This is a genomic window from Sphingobacterium sp. UBA865 (genome assembly GCF_002295765.1).
Classification (GTDB): domain Bacteria; phylum Bacteroidota; class Bacteroidia; order Sphingobacteriales; family Sphingobacteriaceae; genus Sphingobacterium; species Sphingobacterium multivorum.
Map to the genome: position 1 here is coordinate 268,240 of NZ_DBGB01000012.1, position 23,306 is coordinate 291,545.

The 23,306-nt window shown below is 38.3% G+C and carries 25 protein-coding genes and 1 tRNA gene; 8 read left to right on the forward strand and 18 right to left on the reverse strand.

The genetic code is table 11. From position 1 onward, the window contains the following. Positions 1–10: 10 nt before the first annotated feature. Entirely contained in the window at positions 11–1,087 is a 1,077-nt protein-coding gene (locus B2O97_RS06545) for a Gfo/Idh/MocA family protein (protein ID WP_070567675.1), read from the reverse strand. An 18-nt stretch (positions 1,088–1,105) separates the two neighbouring features. Next, a complete protein-coding gene (locus B2O97_RS06550) occupies positions 1,106–1,696 on the reverse strand; it encodes a phosphatase PAP2 family protein (protein WP_070567677.1) in 591 nt (196 codons plus the stop codon). A 579-nt stretch (positions 1,697–2,275) separates the two neighbouring features. Here B2O97_RS06550 and hisG point away from each other — a divergent pair. Continuing rightward, positions 2,276–3,127, forward strand: coding sequence for an ATP phosphoribosyltransferase (gene hisG, locus B2O97_RS06555; protein WP_070567679.1), 852 nt, complete (start codon positions 2,276–2,278; stop codon positions 3,125–3,127). A 22-nt stretch (positions 3,128–3,149) separates the two neighbouring features. Further along, positions 3,150–4,439 carry a histidinol dehydrogenase gene (gene hisD, locus B2O97_RS06560; protein WP_070567681.1) on the forward strand — a complete coding sequence of 430 codons (1,290 nt, stop codon included), beginning with the start codon at positions 3,150–3,152 and terminating at the stop codon, positions 4,437–4,439. 93 nt (positions 4,440–4,532) lie between these two features. Here the strand turns inward: hisD and B2O97_RS06565 are convergent, their stop codons facing one another. The 3 genes from B2O97_RS06565 to B2O97_RS06575 form a co-directional block, all read right to left on the reverse strand. Further along, positions 4,533–5,447, reverse strand: coding sequence for a YARHG domain-containing protein (locus tag B2O97_RS06565; RefSeq protein WP_070567683.1), 915 nt, complete (start codon positions 5,445–5,447; stop codon positions 4,533–4,535). Further along, the gene (locus tag B2O97_RS06570; protein ID WP_236560230.1) at positions 5,444–6,013 is read right to left on the reverse strand and encodes a DUF2306 domain-containing protein; all 570 of its coding nucleotides are present in this window, start codon (positions 6,011–6,013) and stop codon (positions 5,444–5,446) included. The genes B2O97_RS06565 and B2O97_RS06570 overlap by 4 nt, the downstream gene beginning before the upstream one ends. A 79-nt stretch (positions 6,014–6,092) precedes the next feature. Then, positions 6,093–7,337 carry an ABC transporter permease gene (locus tag B2O97_RS06575; RefSeq protein ID WP_175442026.1) on the reverse strand — a complete coding sequence of 415 codons (1,245 nt, stop codon included), beginning with the start codon at positions 7,335–7,337 and terminating at the stop codon, positions 6,093–6,095. Positions 7,338–7,522: 185 nt separating this feature from the next. On the opposite strand from B2O97_RS06575, the gene queA reads away from it, so the two are divergent. Together queA and B2O97_RS06585 are read left to right on the forward strand one after the other, a co-directional pair. After that, positions 7,523–8,572 carry a tRNA preQ1(34) S-adenosylmethionine ribosyltransferase-isomerase QueA gene (queA, locus tag B2O97_RS06580; RefSeq protein WP_070567689.1) on the forward strand — a complete coding sequence of 350 codons (1,050 nt, stop codon included), beginning with the start codon at positions 7,523–7,525 and terminating at the stop codon, positions 8,570–8,572. Positions 8,573–8,656: 84 nt separating this feature from the next. Next, complete coding sequence (locus B2O97_RS06585) at positions 8,657–9,340, forward strand: 2-C-methyl-D-erythritol 4-phosphate cytidylyltransferase (RefSeq protein ID WP_070567691.1); 684 nt, start codon at positions 8,657–8,659, stop codon at positions 9,338–9,340. A 4-nt stretch (positions 9,341–9,344) separates the two neighbouring features. Here the strand turns inward: B2O97_RS06585 and B2O97_RS06590 are convergent, their stop codons facing one another. The 9 genes from B2O97_RS06590 to B2O97_RS06630 all read right to left on the reverse strand — a co-directional run bounded on the left by B2O97_RS06590 (position 9,345) and on the right by B2O97_RS06630 (position 16,225). After that, the gene (locus tag B2O97_RS06590; protein WP_104382583.1) at positions 9,345–9,500 is read right to left on the reverse strand and encodes a lmo0937 family membrane protein; all 156 of its coding nucleotides are present in this window, start codon (positions 9,498–9,500) and stop codon (positions 9,345–9,347) included. Positions 9,501–9,578: 78 nt separating this feature from the next. Next, entirely contained in the window at positions 9,579–10,346 is a 768-nt protein-coding gene (locus B2O97_RS06595) for an MBL fold metallo-hydrolase (RefSeq protein WP_286767140.1), read from the reverse strand. Then, positions 10,343–10,615 (reverse strand): hypothetical protein, encoded by a 273-nt coding sequence (locus tag B2O97_RS06600; RefSeq protein ID WP_070567695.1) that lies wholly within the window; start codon positions 10,613–10,615, stop codon positions 10,343–10,345. Before B2O97_RS06600 ends, B2O97_RS06595 begins: the two co-directional genes overlap by 4 nt. Positions 10,616–10,701: 86 nt before the next feature. Further along, positions 10,702–11,829: a glycosyltransferase gene (locus B2O97_RS06605; RefSeq protein ID WP_070567696.1), complete on the reverse strand. Its 1,128-nt coding sequence runs from the start codon at positions 11,827–11,829 to the stop codon at positions 10,702–10,704. Between the two features lie 6 nt (positions 11,830–11,835). Beyond that, positions 11,836–12,786: a glycosyltransferase family 2 protein gene (locus B2O97_RS06610; protein WP_046674669.1), complete on the reverse strand. Its 951-nt coding sequence runs from the start codon at positions 12,784–12,786 to the stop codon at positions 11,836–11,838. 98 nt (positions 12,787–12,884) lie between these two features. Then, positions 12,885–13,487, reverse strand: coding sequence for a DUF4199 domain-containing protein (locus B2O97_RS06615; RefSeq protein ID WP_070567698.1), 603 nt, complete (start codon positions 13,485–13,487; stop codon positions 12,885–12,887). Between the two features lie 5 nt (positions 13,488–13,492). Then, the gene (locus B2O97_RS06620; RefSeq protein WP_070567700.1) at positions 13,493–14,167 is read right to left on the reverse strand and encodes a hypothetical protein; all 675 of its coding nucleotides are present in this window, start codon (positions 14,165–14,167) and stop codon (positions 13,493–13,495) included. A 4-nt stretch (positions 14,168–14,171) separates the two neighbouring features. Then, positions 14,172–15,440 carry a dihydroorotase gene (locus B2O97_RS06625; protein WP_070567702.1) on the reverse strand — a complete coding sequence of 423 codons (1,269 nt, stop codon included), beginning with the start codon at positions 15,438–15,440 and terminating at the stop codon, positions 14,172–14,174. A gap of 215 nt (positions 15,441–15,655) precedes the next feature. Beyond that, on the reverse strand, positions 15,656–16,225 hold the full coding sequence (locus B2O97_RS06630; protein WP_070567704.1) for a UbiX family flavin prenyltransferase: 570 nt from the start codon (positions 16,223–16,225) through the stop codon (positions 15,656–15,658). Between the two features lie 349 nt (positions 16,226–16,574). Between B2O97_RS06630 and B2O97_RS06635 the strand changes: the two genes are divergently transcribed. After that, positions 16,575–17,225: an ankyrin repeat domain-containing protein gene (locus B2O97_RS06635; RefSeq protein WP_070567707.1), complete on the forward strand. Its 651-nt coding sequence runs from the start codon at positions 16,575–16,577 to the stop codon at positions 17,223–17,225. Here the strand turns inward: B2O97_RS06635 and B2O97_RS06640 are convergent. Together B2O97_RS06640 and ribD are read right to left on the reverse strand one after the other, a co-directional pair. Continuing rightward, positions 17,222–18,505: a DUF2851 family protein gene (locus B2O97_RS06640; protein WP_070567709.1), complete on the reverse strand. Its 1,284-nt coding sequence runs from the start codon at positions 18,503–18,505 to the stop codon at positions 17,222–17,224. The two genes, B2O97_RS06635 and B2O97_RS06640, sit on opposite strands and share 4 nt — an antisense overlap. A gap of 64 nt (positions 18,506–18,569) precedes the next feature. Then, positions 18,570–19,616: a bifunctional diaminohydroxyphosphoribosylaminopyrimidine deaminase/5-amino-6-(5-phosphoribosylamino)uracil reductase RibD gene (gene ribD / locus B2O97_RS06645; RefSeq protein ID WP_070567711.1), complete on the reverse strand. Its 1,047-nt coding sequence runs from the start codon at positions 19,614–19,616 to the stop codon at positions 18,570–18,572. Between the two features lie 34 nt (positions 19,617–19,650). Between ribD and prmC the strand changes: the two genes are divergently transcribed. The 3 genes from prmC (at position 19,651) to B2O97_RS06660 (ending at position 21,984) form a co-directional block, all read left to right on the forward strand. Beyond that, complete coding sequence (prmC, locus tag B2O97_RS06650; RefSeq protein ID WP_070567713.1) at positions 19,651–20,511, forward strand: peptide chain release factor N(5)-glutamine methyltransferase; 861 nt, start codon at positions 19,651–19,653, stop codon at positions 20,509–20,511. A gap of 115 nt (positions 20,512–20,626) precedes the next feature. Further along, positions 20,627–20,699: transfer RNA gene (locus B2O97_RS06655), tRNA-Lys, on the forward strand. Positions 20,700–20,946: 247 nt separating this feature from the next. Then, the gene (locus B2O97_RS06660; protein ID WP_070567715.1) at positions 20,947–21,984 is read left to right on the forward strand and encodes a LacI family DNA-binding transcriptional regulator; all 1,038 of its coding nucleotides are present in this window, start codon (positions 20,947–20,949) and stop codon (positions 21,982–21,984) included. Positions 21,985–22,079: 95 nt separating this feature from the next. On the opposite strand, the gene B2O97_RS06665 is transcribed toward B2O97_RS06660, so the two are convergent. Both B2O97_RS06665 and B2O97_RS06670 read right to left on the reverse strand, forming a co-directional pair. Then, on the reverse strand, positions 22,080–22,925 hold the full coding sequence (locus B2O97_RS06665) for a hypothetical protein (protein WP_070567717.1): 846 nt from the start codon (positions 22,923–22,925) through the stop codon (positions 22,080–22,082). Then, the gene (locus tag B2O97_RS06670; protein WP_070567719.1) at positions 22,922–23,305 is read right to left on the reverse strand and encodes a GntR family transcriptional regulator; all 384 of its coding nucleotides are present in this window, start codon (positions 23,303–23,305) and stop codon (positions 22,922–22,924) included. The genes B2O97_RS06665 and B2O97_RS06670 overlap by 4 nt, the downstream gene beginning before the upstream one ends. Position 23,306: the final 1 nt, after the last annotated feature.

Here is a 23,306-nt window from a genome sequence, read left to right on the forward strand (position 1 = left end):
GCAAAATGAACTACAATTTTATCATCTGTTTTGTTTTCACCGCTTCGTCACATGCCAAAGCAATCCGTAGACTATTAACAGCATCTTCCATCGAATCAGAAAGGTCCAAATTATCTACAATCGCCTGCAGAAAGAATAATTGCTCCCGATTACATAATTCTTGATGATCAGGCTCATCAGATAAGTTGACCCACTCATCGACCTTCGTAAATTCGTTTGCCGAATCTAAATCGGCGTAATGTACGCGAAGGCTTTCTGTTTGTGTATGGGATGCTACCGAATCCGATTTACCTTCATCGCTTGCTTTGTTTGCGATAATGGAAACGGCGCCCTTAGGTCCAAAAACGTCCTTTACAAAAAAAGCGTTTTGACTGACCATTGGTCCCCATCCGGCTTCATACCATCCTACGGACCCATCTTCAAAATGCAGCTGCAATTGTCCGTAGTTGTAGTTCCAGGCAGGAATCTCATCGGTTAACCGTGCACCTATTGCAGATACATACAATGGCTTCGCCCCCACCATTTGACACATGACATCAATATAATGAACTCCGCAGTCAACAATGGGACTTAAACTAGACATCAGATTTTTATGCACATCCCACATATACCCATGGCTCTGCTGATTCAGGTTCATACGCATAACAAGTGGCTTTCCCATTGTTTTGGATATTTCAATAAATTTGATCCAGGAGGGATGATACCTCAAAATATATCCAACAACCAATTTTTTATCGTATTGCAGCGCTGCATCGACGACTTCCTGCGCCGAAATCACGTCTTCAGCTAAAGGCTTTTCAATAAAAACATGAGCGCCAGCCTGAAAGGCTTTTATAGCATACGCTTTATGTGTATCTGGATAGGTCGCAATACAAACGGCATCCGGTTTCGTTTCCTGAAGTGCATCCTCATAAGATTCAAACAGTTTATAGTTACCTCCCAATTGCTCATTCAGTTTACTTTTGCTCTCCCCGCGAGCTACTAGACCCACAATTTGAAAGCCATCTAAATCGTGATATGCCTTCGCATGAGATGCGCCCATATTTCCACATCCAACAACCAATATTTTAATAACCTCTTGTATCATTTTTTTTCTATTGCTATATTATTTCTTTAATCCATCCAAAGCAAAGGCCGCTCCCGTTCCTAGTACAGCTCCTGCTAATACATCGGAGGGAAAATGTACGCCCAAATACATCCTTGAATATCCCACGCTACTCGCCCATAAAAGGGATGGCGCAACGACGTACCACTTCGAGTAGGCTCGAGACAAAGCAGAAGCCGTAGCAAAAGCAGATGACGTATGACCAGAGGGAAAGGAATACCCACCGGCTGTACGAACCGATATGAAATTAGGATATTTTTTAAATGGCCTACTTCGCTTAAAGATATGTTTTAAACCAACATTCACTAGCGCTGTTACAGCCGTACTACTGGCGACATACAGGGCATTCTGACGCATTGCCTTATCATCGTTGACCGCACCTGCCACCAGTAAACCAACAGGAACGGCTATCTGAACATAGTTATTGATATCAGAAAGCACTTTAAATGTTTGTGTTTGTGGCGCTGTCCGAGTCTCAGCTATGGACTCCAATATCCGGATATCTAACGTAGACGCTGGACTTTCTTGTCCTAGAACAGGGCCATAAAGACAGTTAACCCAACAAATAAAAATAAAAGCTAATCTTTTCATCTAACAAATAATTGATCTAATTTACCATTCCCTTGAATTAGGTACCACTAAACACACTACTCCAATTTATTAAACAACAACTTCTCCCCCCACTATTGTCACTTTTATCCGTTATTAACTTAATAAGTCACTCCCCAATCCTTAAAAATAAGGAAATTTATGAGAGTTGTCACCCTATCAAGAAACATTTCGATTGGACAAAATTTCACAGCTCACTATTGGCGTAATTCAAACAGCTTACTATAGGATAGGAAATCAGCATTGTCTTTTGTCTAAATTATAGTGTATTCCCCAATCAATGACCTAGTTTTTACAATTTTTTCAAGAAAATTGAATTCATTTCAACAACAAGTCCATTAGGATAAGAATTTTAAAATGATAGTCTTGCATTTCCCATTAATTTACTATACATTTGCTTGCAGTTATTAATACAAACATGGTCTATACTTGCGTACATCATTTTCATTTTCATCATCGCCATTGTGGCGATATGTTAATTTAATGTGTTCTTACGTAGAATACCTTCCCTCTTGTTTGATTTCTTATTATTAATAATTTACTGCTAACATTTATAAAGCGTTGAAAAATCTTAAAATTGCTATCCAAAAATCGGGTAGGTTAAACGAAAAATCTGTTCAATTACTGAAAAATTGTGGTTTAGACTTCGAGAACTACAAAAGTTCTTTAATCACCACGGTTGGGAATTTCCCACTCGAAATATTATTTCTGAGAGATGATGATATTCCGGGATATGTGGAACAAGGTATAGCCGACCTGGGCATCGTCGGTGAAAACATCATTGATGAGACCGAATCCAAAGTAGAATACATCAAGAGGCTTGGTTTTGGAAAATGTACGTTGAAACTGGCTATTCCCAAAGATAGCACCATCCAAGACGTTAAAGACCTTAACGGCAAAGCAATCGCAACCTCTTATCCAAATATCCTAAAGAATTTTCTAGACGAGTATAAGATCAATGCAGATATCCGTTTGATATCTGGCTCAGTTGAAATTTCTCCCGGTTTGGGTCTTAGTGATGCGATCTGTGATATCGTATCGACCGGTGGAACACTAAAAAGTAATGGTTTGAAGCCTTTTGCTGATGTTAAAAATTCAGAAGCCATATTGGTCGGAAGAAAGGGATTGGAAGGCAATGAAGTTTTGGCGGAATTAGTGCAACGTATCGAATCTGTTCTTTTAGCAAAAGAAACTAAATATGTGGTATTGAATGTCGAAAAGAAAAATTTGCCGGCTATTACTTCTTTATTACACGGTGTTAAGAGTCCTACGGTTGTTCCACTGGCAGAAGAAGGTTGGGTTGCTGTACACACTGTTATCACGGAAGATGACTTTTGGGATAAGATCAATAAGTTAAAAGCTGAAGGTGCCCAAGGTATCGTTGTAATGCCAATTGAAAAAATCATCCTTTAAACTTGACACGCGAGGTACGACTATGTTAAAAAAATATGATTACAAGACCCTAGGGAAAGAGGAAATACAACAATTAGTTGCCCGAAATATGGACCCCAACAATGCAATTCAGGATGTTGTTCAGGAGATTATTCAACAAGTACGTCAACAAGGTGATGTGGTTCTGCGCGAATATGCCGCCAAATTTGATAAAGTTGAACTTGACAGATTATATTTAGACGAGGAAGATATCGACGCTTTGGCGTCTACCATAGGCCGTGATCAACAGAGAGCACTTGAAATCGCTTTTCAAAATATCCATAAATTCCATAGTACACAGCTAAAAAGAGAGCGTACGGTTGAAACAATGCCCGGTGTAAAATGCTGGCGAGAAGTCCGTCCGATTGAAAAAGTTGGACTTTACATCCCTGGCGGGTCAGCAGTTTTACCAAGCACGCTTTTAATGCTTGGTGTCCCGGCAAGGATAGCTGGATGCAAAGAGATCGTCGTTTGTTCTCCACCTCAATCCAATGGAAAAATCAATGGCTTTATCGCTTTTTGTTTAAAATTACTTAAGATAAACAGAATATACTTAGTTGGAGGTGCTCAGGCTGTTGCAGCGATGGGTTTTGGAACGGAGACCATACCAAAAGTGGATAAGATCTTTGGCCCGGGCAATCAGTTTGTCACAAAAGCAAAATCCATCATACAGGGGCTAGCAAATGTCAGTATTGATATGCCTGCAGGACCATCCGAAGTGCTGGTCGTCGCGGATGAATCGGCAAGCCCAGCATTTGTGGCAGCAGATCTTTTGGCACAGGCTGAACATGGAGCCGACAGTCAAGCAGTCCTGGTTGCAACATCCAATGCGCTAGTTGATGCAGTCAACACAGCCCTTGTAGCCCAGTTAGCGGTTTTGCCACGCAAGGAACTCGCTTCAAAAGCGATTGAAAATTCCTATGCAGTAACTGTTGAGACGCTTCAGGAGGCCATACAGTTTTCAAACGATTATGCACCAGAACACCTTATTTTGGAGACGGACCAATGGGAATCCTTAACACGCTATATCAGCAATGCTGGTTCTGTTTTTTTAGGACACTTAACACCTGAAAGCGCAGGAGATTATGCCTCAGGTACAAATCACACACTACCGACATCAGGTTATGCACGCTCCTATTCAGGCGTATCGGTAGATTCTTTTGTTAAAAAAGTTACCTTTCAACATATAAACGAAACCGGGCTTCAACAAATCGGATCAGTGGTTGAAATACTCGCTGAACTCGAGGGACTACAGGCGCATAAAAATGCGATTTCCATTCGGAAGAATGGATAAAAATCCCTATTGAAAACACAAAAAAGGCTTTACAATGTAAAGCCTTTTTTGTGTGATTGATCGCATAAATATTGTCTCGTAATGCCAACTGAATTATCTTCCAAAGGTGTCATAATTATCTGTTGCATATCTTTCAAACCTAGTCAGCAAGGCTATATTATCTTTTTCCAGTTGACTTAAGTCTGCACTCACATCTTTTGAAATAGGTACATACCAATCTACAGGCTCAAAAAATTGGCGAATGCTGGGTTTAGTAAACGCATAGCCATGTCGGGCGAAAATGGTATTCCGAATAATTTCCAAATCTAATTTCTTGAGGTTTTTCAGATCTTTCTCTGTCAACTTTTGCTTAGACGCATTTACAGTAAAGACTGCGGGAGATGCAGATCTATAATATTGTATAATGTATGTATACGTTGAGTCACCATCCACGTCAGTTTCCTCTTTTCTTTTTTCATTAATCCAGTCAACCAACGTCCCCTCCTCTCCATCCTGATTTTTAAGCATCAGATTTGGATTATAGGCAAATTGTTTTTTCAACAATTTAAAGTTTCGCTTTTTGATCTTTACACCCTGGTCATACGCAGACCAGTTACCAATTAGCGTGTCATGATTAAGCTTAATTTCAAAACGCCCGTCGGATTTTCTGTCTCCAGGTTCATCCAATAATAAGCGAATATCAGCACCGTTTTCTTCCAACTTCCCCACAAAAGAGCGCAGATTCCCCTTTACAACATTCTGTCCATAAACACCTCCTTTATCGGTAATTTTCTTTATCGTCAGATTTATCTTCGGAGCGTAATCCGTTGTTGGCAAACCCTCATCTTCTCCAAGTGTTCTTTCATCAACGACAAAGTCGCCAACCCAATTACCGTAAAGTTCCTGATGGGCCTCACGCTCGACGGCAACAGTATCTTTTATTTCGGCAGTTTCATTCTTTTTACTTTTCCCATCCTTACAACCAAGGACTGCTCCAAGCAATAACAGTAAACAAAGGTTTTTCTTCATAATTTATGATTTTTTTGATAAATAATAAATTCCGCCAGCAACAAATTAGGTATCCATCCCAGCCATGTAATAATTTGATAAACATCCATGGGATTGGGCTGAAAGAAGTATACTAAAGCAACCTTCCAAAAACGTAGGGTCAATGCCGAGCAGGTTAATGCAAAACTACGGATCATAAAATCACGGTGTTTATCAAATTTTCGCTGACTCGCCAAACGAACTGCCCGCCATGTAAAATAGCACCATCCAAGCCCCAATAATTCAAAGGCAATAATAGCGGTTAACCCGCCATTCGCCACGGATCCAATAAGCAAACCTGAAGGAGCGGCAAAAACCAAAATGGCGAATACATATAAATACCCGATACTTCGATGGACTCGCGGATATTTATTCAATAGATAAGTATTAAACTGCGTAAAGCCGGCAGGCAAGGCAAAGATAGCCGTGCAAACATGGATATAAAAAACGTAGCGATACCACCAAAGTGATTCTATTTCGGTCTGCTTAATCATCAAGAAATTAGCATCGAGAGAGAAGCCGCGATAGCGAAAAGTAATTTCAGCCATCAACAGGCAGCTGTAAGCAAAGATTAAAAGCCAAAATCCATGTAATATCGAAAATTGAGCCCTTTTAAACATACCTTTTTTATTTACTCCGAATCGCTTCTACCGGATCCAGTCGAGAAGCCATTAAAGCTGGAACAATGCCCGATATTAACCCAATAAAAGTAGAAAGTGAAACAGTAAGCATTACCATTTTCAAACTGACCACAATAGCAACGCCAGTCGCAGCTTGTACCACAAAAGCCAAAAAATAGACGACAACGAGACCAATCCCTCCACCCAACAAACAAAGTACAATAGACTCTACTAAAAATTGTGAAAGAATAAAGAAATTTTTAGCTCCTAGCGCTTTCTGAATTCCGATGATATGTGTACGTTCTTTGACACTTACAAACATAATATTGGCAATGCCAAAACCGCCGACTAAAATTGAAAAAATACCAATTGAAAAACCCGCCAGATTAATGATACCAAAAAGCTGATCCAATGCACCTGTGATCATTGTTGTCTGGTTAATGGAAAAATTCTCCTCCCGTTGTGGTGATATACGACGAATCGACCGCATAAGTGTTTTCGCTTCGCTCTCAGCCTCGCCAAGCGTGTAGTTCGATTTAATAACCATCGCTATACTCGGTGAGAAATTATCATAGTTGACCAAATTTCTAGCCAGCTCAAACGGAATAAAGGCTGTATCATCCGGAGAGGTATTAATCAATACACCATTTCCTTCTTTCTTTAATACACCAATAACCTGAATTTTTCGGCCTAACATATTGATATATTTGCCAACTGGTTCCTCATTAGGAAAAAGCCCCTCTGCAATATTTGCGCCCAACACAGTTACAAGAGCTCCACCCCTCGACTCACTTTCAGCAAAGTAACGACCATCTATAATATTCAAATTTTGAATGTAAAGATTTTCGTAAGTCGCAGCATTAACCGATGAGCCTTGGGCCGAATTATTTTTATATTTAATAGTCGTATTGCCGATATTGATCATATACGCCATATACTCAGCCGTCGTCATCCGGCTTTTTAAATCCAGGTAATTATTGTATGTGGGTTCGGGTCTATTCAAGTATTTCCACCAAGGGAAATTTGGGCCGCCATCCCAGGGCCATTTTTCGATATACAGTGTTTTGCTGCCAATCTTCTTGACTGATTCCTCTATATTATTCCGTAGGGTATCTACTGCAGAAAATACACCAATAATCGTAAAAATACCGATGGTCACACCCAGCAGCGAAAGTAAGGTGCGAGTACGATTGTCTTTCAATGCCGAAAAAGCAAACTGACAACTCTCCAATATCAATCTAAAAAATAGCATAATTGTATTCTAAAATACAATATAGTTTTGATTTAATGTCAAAATCCCCAAAAATATATACATTAATTAGAAATATGGCTCTTCCATACCCGAAAAAGTTATAACTTTGTATGCTTTTGGCAGCCTGGTATTTGGTGCACTGTAATGCACTGAAAGGCAGATATTAATATATACTATTATTAAAGATGAAGTTATCTCAATTTAAATTCAACTTACCAGAATCATTACTTGCTTCTGAACCTTCTGAAAATCGTGACGAATCACGCTTGATGGTCCTACATAGAGATACTGGTAAAATTGAACACAAAATTTTCAAAGATGTATTGGATTATTTCGATGACAAGGATGTCATGATCTTAAACAATACTAAAGTTTTTCCAGCGCGCCTTTACGGTAATAAAGAAAAAACTGGAGCGACGATTGAAGTTTTCTTGTTGCGTGAATTGAACAATGAACTTCGTCTTTGGGATGTATTGGTAGACCCTGCGCGTAAAATCCGTGTAGGCAACAAATTATATTTCGGTGATGATGATTTATTGGTTGCCGAAGTGGTTGACAATACAACTTCTCGTGGTCGTACAATTAGATTTTTATTTGACGGTACCGATGAAGAGTTCCGCCGTAATATCGAAATCTTAGGTGAAACTCCGCTTCCTAAATATATCAAGCGTAAAGCTACACCGGAAGATAAATTCCGTTATCAAACAATCTATGCAAAAAATGAAGGGGCTGTCGCTGCACCTACAGCGGGACTTCACTTCTCCAGAGAGTTAATGAAACGCTTGGAACTAAAAGGCGTTGATTTTGCAGAAGTTACTCTTCACGTTGGGCTTGGAACTTTCCGTACCGTTGAAGTCGAAGATTTAACCAAACATAAGATGGATTCCGAACAGTTTATCATCACTGATGAGGCTGCGCGCGTTGTTAATAAAGCTATCGATAACAAACGTCGTGTGTGTGCTGTAGGAACGACTTCTATGCGTGCAATAGAATCTTCTGTTTCTGCAGACCATCACTTAAAAGCGGCTTCTGACTGGACCAGTAAGTTCATCTACCCTCCTTACGATTTCAGTATTGCAAACTCGATGATTACAAACTTCCACACGCCAGAATCTACACTTTTGGTGATGATTGCTGCTTTCGCTGGTTACGAAAACGTCATGAATGCATACGAAGTTGCAGTAAAAGAAAAATACAGATTCTATAGCTATGGTGATGCCATGTTAATTATCTAATGATTTGATATAACAAAAACAGAAAACGTGGATGGCTTCATAACTATCCACGTTTTTTTTAAATAAAAACCCTTCAATAATACCATGAATTTTGCCATAATCGTTGCTGCAGGAATCGGAAACAGGATGAAAAGCGATCTTCCAAAGCAGTTTCTTAACTTGGATGGGCTGCCGATCGTGATGCATACTATTGATCGCTTCTATCAATCCAACACCATTTCAGAAGTTATCTTGGTAATCAGTGAAGCAATGGAAAGCTATTGGAACCAGTTATGTGTAAAGTATCAGTTTGACAGACCAATACATATTGCATTTGGCGGAAAAACTCGTTTCGAAAGCGTAAAGAACGGTATAGACTACATTAAACAAAACTTCGACATTGGTCCTAAAGATTACATCGCCGTACACGATGGAGCTCGTCCGATTATTTCGGACCATTTAATTAGAAAGGCTTTTCAGGGAGCTTACGAACACCAAGCAATTGTATTGGCACAAAAGAGTGTTGAATCGGTGCGTTTAGGAAATATATCCACAAATACCGCCACAGATAGAAATCAGATTTGGCTGATACAAACTCCACAAGTCTTCCTCGGAGCATTGTTGTTAAAATCCTACCAACAAGATGAAGATCCACTTTTTACAGATGATGCTTCAGTGGTCGAAAAAACGGGCAAAAGTATTTATATTGTTGAAGGTGATTCTAAGAATATAAAAATCACCTATCCCCAAGACTTACAAATTGCCCAACTTTATTTAAAACTAATTTAAATGGTTAAGCATTGCCACGAATAACACGTAGTAATACAACGATAATTGCAATCACCAAAAGAATGTGGATGATATTATTTCCAGCCGCATAACCTCCAAAAAAGCTTATCGCCCAAATGATAACTAAAATAACGGCGATGATGTACAGTAAATTTCCCATTTCCTTATAATTTAATACCTAATTTATTTTTTATAGGTATAACAACGAAAAAAGGACTATAGTTTTATATTAAATAGATTAGGTTATATCCAACTGTAATCTGTCATAGGCTAGAAACATATTTTCGGGCAATTCTCCTGAAACAACTTCATGCAATCCCATTCGATGCCCAATATGTGTAAAATAGGTTTTGTCGGCATGAATATCATCGGCAAATTCAATCGCCTCTTCCAACGTTAAATGTGAAATATGAGATTCCTTCTGTAAAGCATTTACGACAAGAATCTTTACTCCTTCCAATAATTTTCTTGATTCGTCAGAAATGAACTTCGCATCAGTAATATAGGCGAAATCTCCAATTCTAAAGCCCAACACAGGCATTTTATAATGCAGGACTTCGATAGGCATAATTTCCTTTCCGAATAAAGACAATGGCACACCAGCCTTTATCTCTTCCAAATCCAGTCTAGGCGCTCCTGGGTATTTAATTTCCGTAAATGCATAATAAAATTCACGCTTTAGTGCTTCATGAAGTGCTTCGGTGCCGTAAATTGAAATAGAACTATGCTGCTGATAATTAAACGCTCTAACATCGTCCAGTCCCGCAATATGATCTTTATGTGAGTGCGTCATTAATACGGCGTCCAAATGCCTAACTTTCTCGCGCAGCATCTGGTATCTAAAATCAGGACCGGTATCGACAACCAATGTATGCTGATTGTATTCAATAAGAATAGAAGAACGTAATCTCTTATCACGTTTGTCTTCAGATTGACAGACCTGACATTGGCATGCTATTACTGGCACCCCTTGTGATGTTCCGGTTCCTAAAAATGTTATTCTCAAGCTACAATTTTTGATTTCAACACATCTTCATATAGTGGAAGAAATTTTTCAGAAATAACCTCCGAATCAATATCAATATCCAGTAATATATTCCACAGTGACTGGATTTTTATTTCAAGATTCGAAAACTTATTGACTACGACCACTTTTGTCGTCTGCAACATACAGGCACCGGTACGAAAGGAACCTTTCTCGTACCTCACTTTATACCCCTGCTCTTTGAAAAACTCCTCTATTTTCGTTAAACTGCTTTGTGTAAACGGTAACAAAATCTCTCCTCCTTTTAAATTTCTACCTCAGTCTCCCAAACTTAGATAAATTTGATTTTATATACAAATAAAATCACGAATGTCAATCAATCGACCAACTTAAGGAGTTCATTGCCAAAAGTATCCCAGCTATATTTCTTTTTCTCGTCAATAATATTTGTTCTAAATTGCTCTTCTTTATTGTAGTGGTAAAATGAAAAAATACCGTCGGCCATTTGACGGGCATCAGGTTCCACGACATAACCAACATACTCATGCTGAACTAATTCAGGCAATCCCCCAACGTTACTGACAATCATCGGTAAATCAAAATGATAAGCAACCTGCGTAATTCCACTCTGTGTAGCACTCCGATAGGGCAAGACCACACAATCTGCCGCTGAAAAATACCTTCCGACCTCCTGATTAGGAATAAAATCAGTATGCATAAAAATAAACTCTTCCAGTTTATACTTTTTTATAAGGTTCAAATAAGGAGCAGGGTCACCATAAAATTCGCCTGCGAGCAGCAATTTCACCCCAAGGGTACGTATTCTGGGATCAGCCAATGCCTCCAGGAGGATATCCAAACCCTTGTATTGACGAATAAAACCAAAAAACAATACGACTTTATCCCCCTCGGCAATCTTAAGTAATCGACGTGCTTCCTTTTTACTCTGATGTACACCATAGTTATCATAGAGTGGATGCGGCGTATATACCGCTGGCATTTTCGGGCTTAACATTTTCAGATCTGCCAGCACACTTTTACTCATGGTGAGACAAGCATCAACAGACTTTAAAAAATAACGAATCAATAAGCTATCCCCTATCCGTTGTTCATGAGGAATGATATTATCAGCGATGCATACAATCTTAGTATGTTTATTTTTTCGAACTTGTCGTTGAATTGTTCCCAAACAAGGTCCAAAAAACGGCATCCAAAATCGTACAATAAGCAAATCATAATTTGCCTTTTTTAGTTCTTTACCTACCTTAATCCAATTAAATGGATTAATGGAATTGACCGTGGTCTTAATATGAAGGCCAGTTGGTGCTGGCTCATCCGAATATTGAGACTTTCCGGGAAAAAGGAAATTAGGATACTGTAAGCTGAAAGAATAGATGTCCACTTCATGCCCTGCTTCCTGAAAGTGAAATGCCAATCGTTCATTAAAAGATGCTATCCCACCGCCCCTTAACGGATAAGCGGACCCTAAAATCACAATTCGCATAATTAATTAAATGACTTTCTCAATTTGATAATCATTCCGATCGGAGCTGCTTCTAGACACTAATTCAGCCAAAAAACCAGTCAGAAATAATTGTGTTCCCAAAATAATCGCTGTCAGCGCAAAGAAAAATAAAGGTTGATCTGTTATATCTCTAAATGGTGTGCCGCTGGCGATACTCATCAATTTGTGGCAAATTAAATAAATGGAGATAAATAAACCTGCAAGAAAACTAATCACGCCCATAACACCAAAAAAGTGCATCGGTCTTTTCGAAAATTTCCCGACAAAAAATATGGATAATAAATCTAAGAAACCTTTCACAAAACGACCCGGGCCAAATTTGGTGGTACCATATTTACGTGGGTAATGCTGTACTACCTGTTCCTGTATATTGGTAAATCCTGCCCATTTTGCAATAACAGGGATGTAACGATGCATCTCGCCATAAACTTCGATGTTTTTGACAACATCTTTCTTATAAGCTTTAAGACCACAATTAAAATCATGCAGGTTATAAATTCCAGACATCGATCTTGTCACCCCATTGAATAATTTGGTTGGGATTGTTTTGGTCAATGGGTCATAGCGTTTTTGCTTCCAACCCGATACTAAATCCGCTCCCTTATTCACGATCCGATCATACAGTTCAGGAATCTCATCTGGACTATCCTGTAGATCTGCATCCATTGTAATAACCACATCGCCCTGTGCAGCAGCAAAGCCTACATTTAAAGCCGCAGATTTTCCGTAATTGCGTCGGAACTTTATCGCAGAAATATTCGTGTTCTTTAACTTCAACTCTTCGATAACTTTCCAAGAATTATCTTTACTCCCATCATCAACTAAAATAATTTCATAGGAAAAATGATTGGCCGCCATAACGCGGTCGATCCAAGCTGTCAATTCGGGTAAGGATTCTTCTTCATTAAATAAAGGAACAACAACAGAAATATCCATGTGAATGTTAATCATGCTAAAAATGTAGTATTATAATACCAACAAAGGTATTACTTTTTCAGTAATACCTTATAGGGTCAATTTTATTTTATTAAACACTAATTGGTCTCTTGTTTGATCACCAATTTTTCTCGTTTTGTCAAGGCTGATAATAGTAATGCAAAAACAAATTGAAACATCAGCGTGATAGCCAACCCTTTGAGCACCTGCCCTAACGTTATCTTTCCAATAGCATCAACTTGCTTTTCAAGTTCCGCGATTTTTGAATCGATAACCTCATCCGGCACATTGTTCTTTTCCATATACTCAATTGTAACATTAATTGTATGTGTCTCCACCTTTTCTTGTAAAGTTGGATTAATGAAATTAACATACGCCTGTGTCCCAATTGTTGAAATAATAGTGGAAATAGCAAGCATCATAAATATGGATTTTAATGCTATAGAAAAATTCCAGTATCCACCATTTGCTTTCCTAAGAGAGAAAGCGAAAAGCGCAGAAATAATAACAAAAAGACCAGTATTAACAATAAATGACATCGACATTACCCCCCAAAAGGAATTTAAGTCTTTGACAACAAACAAGACGACTAATCCGAGAATGAAAGAAATTATTCCCAGGATAACACCGTAAATAATACTTTTCTTTTTGTCAATTACCGCATCAAATCCTACATTACTTTGGTTGATTGAATCTGCCATAAAAATTATTTGTTATAGTAAGTACTAATTATTTGGTAAAGTGCAATATCAAATGCCTTATTGGAAGACGCTTCTGCATACTCTTCAAATTGTTTTTCAGATGGTTTCAACTCACTAAAGAAGCTCATGATAGGATAAAAAAGTTCGTAGACTTCACTTCTCGGATTTAATCCTTTTCCTACTTTTGCAATTTCAGCATACGGGCTATCTACTACAATTTGATTGGCAATGATATCTTCATAAATTTCATGCTCATCCTGAAATTCATCTTCATCAACTAATAAAAATTCCTTTAAGAAATCATCCAATTCAGGTTCAATCTCATCGTCCTTGCATTCCCCTAAATAAAGAAAAATATTCAACAATTCTGTTCCCCTATCTATAGTTTCATCTTCTATAGCCTCCCATTCCTCGGAATCCAAATAGTCATCTTCAAGCTTTAAAACATCATTGGAGAAAAAGTTCATGAGTAAAAGGTCTACATAAACCTCACGCAACTCATCAAAAAGTGGATAATCATCAAAAGATTGATCCAACAGTTCTAATTTCTCTAAATAACTTGCTTCCGTATTGAATACGGCAATAATCTTTTCAAGAAATTCCGGGGCAGTCGAGATCCCATCAACCTTGCCATAATTTAATATACCTGCCTCAACGGCTGCTTTAATATTTGCTTCCATGGTTTTAATCGTTTTTTATGATTTGATTATTATTGATGATCAATTCGACAGCACCTTTTAAAGTCTGTCCAAATAATGGAGAATTTTTAGATTTAGATCTATTTGTTGTTTCATCGAAGTTCCAAGTCTTCACAGGGTCAAATACGACAAGATTGGCTATTGCTCCCTCCTCAATAAGAGGAACTTCAAGTCCTAGAATCTGCCGGGGTCTAACTGAAAGACTATTGACAATTTGTTCTTCATTTAATCCAGCACGAACCAAGAGTGGTAATACGGTCTGCAGTCCAATAATTCCATTTTTTGCAATATGGAATTCAACATTCTTAAATTCTATTTCATGCGGTGTGTGTTGCGAAACGACAGCATCGATAGTACCGTCCTTAACGCCTTTAAGTAATACCTTCAGATCTGCCTTTGTGCGTAATGGGGGGCTTACCTTATAATTACTATCAAAACCGACAATATCATCGTCAGTAAACACCAATTGATGTGCAGCAACATCACATGTTACTGGAAGACCTTTTGCTTTCGCTTTTTTTATCAGATCGACAGCTTCTGGAGTGCTGATGGATGCAAAATGAATTGGAGCTCCAGTATATTCCGCTAAATACAGATCACGAGAAACCATTAACGATTCGGCCAGGTTAGGAATACCTTTCATTCCCAAATAAGTACTCATCGCACCTTCATTCATTTTGTTTCCACCTGCCATAGACTCATCTTCAGCATGTGAAAAAATCAATCCATCGAATCCCTTAGCGTATAACAACGCTCTGCTCATTAATCCCGCCTGCTGTACACTCCTGTTTCCATCACTAAAAGCGACAGCACCCGTTTGCTTCATATCAAATAGCTCGGCCAGTTCTTTCCCTTCTCTCTTTTTACTGATCGCTCCAATTGGATGTACATCAACAATATTTCCTTTCGCTGTATTGACAATAAGTGCAACCTCGGAACGGCTTTGAATCGCCGGTTCGGTATTAGGCATTACGGCTACTCCAGTAAATCCTCCAGCAGCAGCTGCTGCGCTTCCACTAACGATGTCTTCTTTGGTTTCTAATCCAGGTTCTCCAAAATTGGCATGTAGGTCAAAAAAACCTGGCGCTAAAACTTTTCCGGCACCATCTAAGGTTTCTATGTTTTTATCAGCTACTTTGACAGATTTTCCAATCTGTGCAATCTTTCCCTTTTCGATAAATACATCAACTTGCTGCTGATGAAATTCGTTACCAGGTAAAATTACTTTAACAGAAGTAATCAATAAGCTTTTCATATATGAATGTGATTGAAATTAAAAGGATACAACTTATTTATCGAAGCGGGTAGCGTGCGCAGTAAGAATGGACAGACAGTGGCTTTATCACTATAAATCATATAGCTATAAATAACTTTTTCGCGTGATGCTCGTGATTGCTTCATTTCGAGAAACAAAGTTACAAAATACAAATTTATTATAGAACATTAAAAATAGATTTCAACGAGGAATAACTAGGCATTTTCTCCCCACTGATAATGTTTAAATTCAAACCCAGCAAGACTCAAAATCCGATCAACCACGGTTTCTGCGACTTCGTCCAAAGTCTTTGGTAAGCTATAGAATGAAGGTGATGCCGGACAAATGATACCTCCGGCCTCTGTCACCAATTTCATGTTCTGGATATGTATAATACTTAGTGGTGTCTCACGGGTAACCAAAATCAATCTTCGTCGTTCTTTTAGCACGACATCGGCCGCTCGGGTTGTCAAATCAGAAGACACACCGTGGGCTATCCTTGATAATGTCCCCATTGAACACGGACAGACAATCATCGTATCATAGCGAGCCGATCCTGATGCAAAAGGAGCAAAGAAATCACCCTTGTCATAAAACTTGAACGGCACATCCTGATAACTCTCATCGCCCAACTCCGCACGCCATACATCCTTCGCATTATTCGACATCACAATCCCAACCTCTGCGATCTGTGTTTTTAATACCAATAGTTTTTTAAGTAAAACTTTAGCATAGATTGAGCCGCTAGCTCCAGTAATGGCAACAACAATTTTTCTCTTAGACATCTCTTTTAAAATAATAAAAACAAAGCTATAAAAAAAGGGTCGTAGTGAGAAACACCCGACCCTACATCTACCTATGAAAAACATGCCCTTGGGAGGGGCTTAACAAAAGTACATCTACTTTTTAATTTACAAAAACATTATGCGCATTACTACACATTTGTGTATATAAAATACCCTAAAAATTCCTTTTTCCCAGATTTTAAGATCCAATTCACCCCGCAAAAAAAAACTTCTTCCAAATTTCAGTTCAATCCAAAGGAAAATTAAATACAAATATTTTCGCAAATCAAACGCTTATTCTCATCAATAAAGTCTATTTTAGTAACAACGTTAGACAATTTGTTAAGACATGAACCTTTCCGTTTTAGAACAATATATTGAAGAAGGCAAAAGCCATGATATCGACTTATTATTGATTGGGAATCCCGAACTTTTACAAGAAACAACGAGTCATGGAATTTCTCCCCTACTATTGGCTTGCTATTACAACAAACCCCAGATCATACGGATACTTTTACAACACACCAAATCCATGACTATCCATGAGGCTTGCGCGGCTGGGTTAACTTCATACTTGGAGGCCATTATTTCGCAAGCACCATCTGTTGTCAATGAATGGTCGTCACAGGGCTTTACGCCATTAACTTTAGCAACATATTTCAACAAAACAGACATTGTACGTCTTTTACTGTCCAAAAAAGTCAATCCGAATGTCGTAACCAAAAATGAACAACTCACCACTGCGCTACATATTGCCGCTGCAAACAACAATGAAGAGATCGGTAAGTTGCTAATCGAGGCCAATGCTAATGTCAATGCCATTCAAGCGACTGGCGAAACTCCACTTCATTTCGCTGCCCAATATGGTAATATCGATTTTATTGTTGCCTTACTCGAAAATGGAGCCGACACCAGAATCATCAATATTTCAGGGTTAGCTCCAATGGACCTGGCCTTTGAAAAAGGCCATAAAGAGATCGCAGAGATCTTAAAAAATTAATTTCTTTTTAAAATTTCGCATCCGATTCTGCAATGAAGGCAGCGTTTCCGATCACAGTAAAATCTCTTTAATTGTAAAATCCCCTGACTTTGCAATGCGCTTTGAACTTGCCAATCATATTGGGCAAACTGTCTCACAACCATATTTTTTTCTGAAGGAAGCTGCTCCAAAAGAGTTAGGGCCCTATCAATATAGGTCTGAATACTGAAATATTTACCGTATGAAAAAAGAAAAACAATAATCACATTAATAACAAGCGTGTCAATAGTTTCATTACCCAACCGAAGTGTTTCTTTTATCTTCGTTTTTGTACCAAAGGAAAAATGTCCGTCAAAATAATCACTTAGAGACGCTATCTTAAATAATTTTCGAGCTCTTTCCAAATCATCGACAGCCAAAATCTTGGCAACGCCCAACTCGTTCTTGCTAAACAAGACAGCTAATTGAGCAATTCGCCGTTCGGGAAAATTATATGGTCTCATTCTCATCCTCTTCCAAACCCCATAAACAACCTCTATACCGTGTATATGCTTTTGATACTCAAATTCACCGGCTAACTGCTTCATATACTCGCTTCCTGACTCCTGAATTAACAACCCACTAACCCCAAAGAAAAGAGCTTCTATTTTAAATAGGTTTGAACGATATTTTTGTAAAATGTTCCAAGGTAATTTCTCCCCAAGCTCCTGAAATGTATCGGCATTAACTTTTAATCCTATACATCTGCAAATCCATACCCATAACGTTTTTTCCCAATCCGTATTAAATTGATCTAAAATCAACAAAACTTGTTGAACCTTCATTTCTAGGCGTTCAACAGCTAAAGTACTCAGCCACATGGATTTTTTAAAAAGATCAATTGAACCAAGCTGAAACTCACAAGGTATCGAACTTTTTGCGTTCATCATCGTTGAATACCGTTCCAACAGATGCTGTTCGACATATTCCGAAAGCACCAATGTCGGTATTGATGTACCGTCATTTCGGTAAATAACTTTATCGTTTCTCCAAACCACATGTAAGATAACGTTATTATAAACGGTATCTTCTTGATGACAATGTCGATCCCAATCCGAAGATTGGATATGCATCTCGACATGACCAAACCAATCATTATCTTTACACCTAATATGTGACATGAGGAAATCGGGGCCTGAATCTGTATTGTATTGCCCCACATGAACAACGGCCAAGGGTTCACCATCCGTAGAATGCAACCCATTTGCACGGAATAGCCGAAGTTTCCAGATAAACTGCATTAAGTTTTCTGTAACTAACATAATTGTAATTTAAGAATTAAATTAACCGGCTATGGCTTAATTCCCTAAATATACAATTTAATAATCACTGTTTCTTATAGATCTTTAAAAGATCATTGGAAACCAATTTACTTTCAAGCAATTGTCCACTAAATTGTGGAGCCGTAATTCCATTAAATAGCTTTGTTTCGGTTTCAAACACCCTCGCCTCATCCCAGAGATCCGCATCGATAAACATGTGCAGCGTAGCACGCCCTCCTTCAATGATGATTGACTGAACATCCATTAAATATAGTTGATAAAGAATATTCTGCGGCAGATACAACCCGTAATTTTCAAGCTCAATATACTTAACATTTGATGTCCAATCTGTCTTTTTAGCATTGAAGACGATTGTATCAGCTTGATCATCTAGAATATTGGCATCTAGTGGAATGGCAAGATCTCTATCTAAAAGAATACGCAATGGGTTGTTACCCTGCCATTCTCTTACGGTCAGACTGGGATTATCTACAACTGCGGTATTTGTACCGACCAAAATAGCATCTTCCTCTGATCTCCAGCGGTGAACCAACTGTCGGCTAGCAGCATTGCTTAACCAAATTTGTTTATTTTGCATCCCCATAAAACCGTCCTTCGACTGCGCCCATTTTAGAATAACATAGGGGCGGAATTGACCAATACGTGTAAAAAACCGACGGTTGAGCCATACAGCCTCTTTTTCCAGTAAACCAATTTCAACTTCAATACCTGCTTCGCGCAGTATCTCAACTCCCTTGCCATTCACCTTGGCGAAAGGGTCCAAACAAGCGATATAGACTTTTAAGGGTTTTAGCTCTGCAATCATATTGGCACATGGCGGTGTCTTTCCATAATGCGCGCAAGGTTCAAGGCTAACATAAAAAATACTTCCCTCGATAAGCCGTTTTGCTTCTTCCCCATACTTTTGTACAACCTGCTGTACCGCATTGACCTCAGCGTGTGGTCCACCATATGGAGAAGTATATCCTTCACCGATAATTTTACCGTCCAAAACAATGACAGCCCCAACCATTGGATTGGGACTCACTGAACCCGCGCCCATTTGGGCCAGTTCCAAACAACGATGCATATATTGCTTGTGCATATCCATGGATACAAATCTATGAAAATCGTACCTTTGACACATGAAAATACTTCAAGATTTCGAATTATTATTTCAACATGAGCTTCAGGGGTTATATGATGAGGATGAAATAAAAGCAATATTCTTAGTGGTTGTTGCCGAAAAGTTTGGGTTAAATAGAACCAATTATCAATTGAGAAAAACAGATATCGTCAAGGAGGCGGATAAGGCTGAAGTACTTAGCATCCTTCAGAATCTAAAAAAGCACAGACCTATACAGTACATACTCAATAAAGCAGATTTTTATGGTGAAGTTTTCCAGGTCAATGAATCGGTCCTCATTCCACGCCAGGAAACTGAAGAACTTGTCGATCTGATCATCAAAAACCACAAATCTTCTCAAAACCTAAAAATTATAGATATCGGAACTGGCTCTGGCTGCATCCCGATCACCTTATCAAAGCATCTCAATAATGCCCTAGTAACAACGATAGACATCTCAAAAGAGGCGATAAAAACAGCACAAGAAAATGCTAAGAATTTAAAAACTCAGGTTCAATTTATCAATGCGGATATATTTGAATGGGAATACATTTTCTCCGACCAACACTATAATATCATTGTATCCAATCCGCCCTATATAACCCCGGGAGAAAAGCAGCACATGAATCAAAACGTATTGGCTTATGAACCTGAGCTCGCATTATTCATTGAAGAAAGCGCTCCATTGATTTTTTATGATGTTATTTCATCCTTTGCTTTGAAACATTTAACCCCAGATGGAGATCTATATTTTGAAATCAATCAATATCTCGGTCCAGAAATGAAGGAACTTATGGTCAAAAAAGGATTTGAACAGGTCAAACTCATAAAAGATATCAATGGAGCAGACCGAATAATCCATGCAAAAAAAGCGCGATAAAAAAATAATCCGTTTATTTATTAACAGTTAAGGCCTTTTCGTCAAAATTTGCATGCTATAATTTGGCATATATCAAAAGAAATTCTACCTTTGCATCACTTTCAAAAACAGAAAGGATTCCGTAGCTCAGCTGGTAGAGCAATACACTTTTAATGTATGGGTCCTGGGTTCGAATCCCAGCGGGATCACTAAAGAAAAGCTAATCGCAGGATTAGCTTTTTTTTGTTTAACACTTGCGGAAAACTTCTTTTTCATCAACAACGCTTTTCTTGATCTCCATTTGAAAACATGTTTTTTATCTTATCTTTATAATTTCAAGAATTTACGGACTAAGTACAGCAAAAAAGCAACCGATAATTCAAAAATAATTCTGGCGCTATTTCACCATCAAAGTAACGCTAGAACATTTGAAATCAATGAAAGAGGATCGAGCACATGAAGAGATTTACGTTAAAAGAGATTGGCCAACAGCTAAACCTATCTCCAGGAACCATTTCCAAAGCATTAAACGACAGCCATGAAATAAGTGCAGAAACAAAAAAACTAATTTTAGATTTTACAAAAAAAATCAATTATATACCAAATTTCTCTGCAAAAAGCCTAAAGACGGGGCGCTCAAACACATTAGCGATCATTGTTCCGTTTATCTCAAGCTCATTTTTCTTTGATTTCTATGAAGAGATTTCCCACATCCTGTCGCAGACGAATTATAAACTGATCCTATTACAGACTTTTAACGATGAGAAAAAAGAAAAAGAAGCCCTAGAACTTTGTATACAAAGCAATATCGAAGGTGTAATCATTTCTCCTGTAAAAAATGATTCAAGTTTATCACTCTTGTTTTATATGATGGAACAGATTTGTCCTGTTATTATCTTCGACCGAATAAACCATCAGCTCGACACATTCAAAATCGGAATCCAAAACAATAAGGTCATCTACCAGGCAACAGAAGAAATGATCAGAAACCGAAGAGAAAATATCATCCTTCTACTATGTAAAGATATCGGTGGCAATGTAAGCCGAATAAAAGGATATAAAGATGCACTCTTCAACGCCGGCGTACCCTTTAAAGAAGAAAATATTATAGAAATTTCTTATTCCAGTCCCAAGGACAATATCGATGATGAACTGGAAAGCAAAATAAGCACACTAATAAACGGGCCACTAGCACCAAATGCGCTCCTCTCAACGACAGACACCTTGTCACTAAAAGTTTTGCACATATTAAATAAATTGAAGGTGAAAATTCCTGATGACATGAACTTAATTGGCTTTAGCAACACCCCTTTTGCCAACAGTCTCAATCCATCTCTAACAACAATCACCCAACCAACACAGCTTATGGCAGAAAAATCGGTAGAACTCCTCTTGCAGATGTTAAAGAAAAAGAACAAAAAGAATTATTTCGAATTCGAGACGTATTTTTTGGACTGCAGTATCGAACACCGAAAATCCACATCATCCCTTTAAAGAAAAGGTCAAAATTCCATAGCGGAATTTTGACCTTTTCAGAAAATACCGATCTCTACTATTAACGATCGACCGCAACATCCACCAATTAAACCTTACTTAATCAATGATCGCAATGCATGGACAGGCAAATCTATTTTAGTATCATTGGATAGATTCCCGTTCAATGTTCCCCATTGCAAACTATCTAAACGGACAGATGATTTCCCTTCAGTTTTGATATTCAGAAGACCAACTTTGGCTTCAGGTCCTTTCCTATTGAAATAAACTTCTGAATTGTTTGCCACAATATCTGCACTTTGATAATTCGTACGCGGAAGTCCCAAAACACTATTCGTCGTGTTAACAAATAAACGACCAACAAGAGAATTCCCCTTACTGTCCGTCCCGCCAAGATCATCAATAGTGGAATTTGTCAGGTTCAGGTTCAACGTATTTATAACGGATTTCTCCGCAAGGGAAAATACCTCAACGCTATCACCTACAACAGTCAACTCGTTCAACTTGGCCGACAACTCGTTAATACCCGCATTTTTTAATTTTAAAACCTTAAGATCAGGTGAAAAAATATAGATTGACTTATAAAACCCCTCTCCTCCTGATAAAAGATCTAAGGTAAGATTGCCAGATTGATCAACATTCGCTTTCACAAAGTCGGCTTGACTTTTATTAACTTTAACCATAAACTTATCGCTTTTCACCCAGTACAACCCTACACCGCTTGCATTGGCACCTACAATATAAAGCTTATCGAAAGCTGCCAAGGGGAACGACCGGTAATAAACATCCTTCGCACCTGGCTTAGATACCTCCTGCTCAACATCAGCATTATATTTTTTCGCATCCACTCGATTTATACGAACAAGGTAGGACGCGACAAGCATCGGAACCGCGAATAAGCCTATTGCTAATCCCATTATTATTTTTGTACTTAATTTCATGACTCATTTTGATTAAAATTCTGACTTACAAACCGTCTATAACGTTGCTCTAACTCATCCAGACCGATTTCCAATAAATAAATATTACGAAAAAACAAGGGAAGATCTTCTTCTAGAAAAATTGCCTTTCTATATAACTTCACATTCTTCACCGATTCTTGTGTCAGAAAAAAACCGATCCCGCGCTTATTGGCTATAATTTCTTTCTGCTGCAACATATCGTAGGTCCGCATAACAGTATTGGGGTTAACCTCCATCTGAACTGCCAATTCCCTTACTGAGGGGAGTTTTTCATCCACTTTCCAGGTCGCTAGCAAAATATGATCACATACATACTCAGCAATCTGAAGGTAAATGGCTTTATTTGCATTGAACTCCATA

Coding starts and splice junctions, on each gene's coding strand:
- B2O97_RS06545 (WP_070567675.1), bottom strand. CDS start 1,087: ATGATACAAGAGGTTATTAAAATATTGGTTGTTGGATGTGGAAATATG.
- B2O97_RS06550 (WP_070567677.1), bottom strand. CDS start 1,696: ATGAAAAGATTAGCTTTTATTTTTATTTGTTGGGTTAACTGTCTTTAT.
- hisD (WP_070567681.1), top strand. CDS start 3,150: ATGTTAAAAAAATATGATTACAAGACCCTAGGGAAAGAGGAAATACAA.
- B2O97_RS06565 (WP_070567683.1), bottom strand. CDS start 5,447: ATGAAGAAAAACCTTTGTTTACTGTTATTGCTTGGAGCAGTCCTTGGT.
- B2O97_RS06570 (WP_236560230.1), bottom strand. CDS start 6,013: ATGGCTGAAATTACTTTTCGCTATCGCGGCTTCTCTCTCGATGCTAAT.
- B2O97_RS06575 (WP_175442026.1), bottom strand. CDS start 7,337: ATGCTATTTTTTAGATTGATATTGGAGAGTTGTCAGTTTGCTTTTTCG.
- queA (WP_070567689.1), top strand. CDS start 7,523: ATGAAGTTATCTCAATTTAAATTCAACTTACCAGAATCATTACTTGCT.
- B2O97_RS06585 (WP_070567691.1), top strand. CDS start 8,657: ATGAATTTTGCCATAATCGTTGCTGCAGGAATCGGAAACAGGATGAAA.
- B2O97_RS06590 (WP_104382583.1), bottom strand. CDS start 9,500: ATGGGAAATTTACTGTACATCATCGCCGTTATTTTAGTTATCATTTGG.
- B2O97_RS06605 (WP_070567696.1), bottom strand. CDS start 11,829: ATGCGAATTGTGATTTTAGGGTCCGCTTATCCGTTAAGGGGCGGTGGG.
- B2O97_RS06610 (WP_046674669.1), bottom strand. CDS start 12,786: ATGGATATTTCTGTTGTTGTTCCTTTATTTAATGAAGAAGAATCCTTA.
- B2O97_RS06615 (WP_070567698.1), bottom strand. CDS start 13,487: ATGGCAGATTCAATCAACCAAAGTAATGTAGGATTTGATGCGGTAATT.
- B2O97_RS06620 (WP_070567700.1), bottom strand. CDS start 14,167: ATGGAAGCAAATATTAAAGCAGCCGTTGAGGCAGGTATATTAAATTAT.
- B2O97_RS06625 (WP_070567702.1), bottom strand. CDS start 15,440: ATGAAAAGCTTATTGATTACTTCTGTTAAAGTAATTTTACCTGGTAAC.
- B2O97_RS06630 (WP_070567704.1), bottom strand. CDS start 16,225: ATGTCTAAGAGAAAAATTGTTGTTGCCATTACTGGAGCTAGCGGCTCA.
- B2O97_RS06635 (WP_070567707.1), top strand. CDS start 16,575: ATGAACCTTTCCGTTTTAGAACAATATATTGAAGAAGGCAAAAGCCAT.
- B2O97_RS06640 (WP_070567709.1), bottom strand. CDS start 18,505: ATGTTAGTTACAGAAAACTTAATGCAGTTTATCTGGAAACTTCGGCTA.
- ribD (WP_070567711.1), bottom strand. CDS start 19,616: ATGGATATGCACAAGCAATATATGCATCGTTGTTTGGAACTGGCCCAA.
- prmC (WP_070567713.1), top strand. CDS start 19,651: ATGAAAATACTTCAAGATTTCGAATTATTATTTCAACATGAGCTTCAG.
- B2O97_RS06660 (WP_070567715.1), top strand. CDS start 20,947: ATGAAGAGATTTACGTTAAAAGAGATTGGCCAACAGCTAAACCTATCT.
- B2O97_RS06665 (WP_070567717.1), bottom strand. CDS start 22,925: ATGAAATTAAGTACAAAAATAATAATGGGATTAGCAATAGGCTTATTC.
- B2O97_RS06670 (WP_070567719.1), bottom strand. CDS start 23,305: ATGGAGTTCAATGCAAATAAAGCCATTTACCTTCAGATTGCTGAGTAT.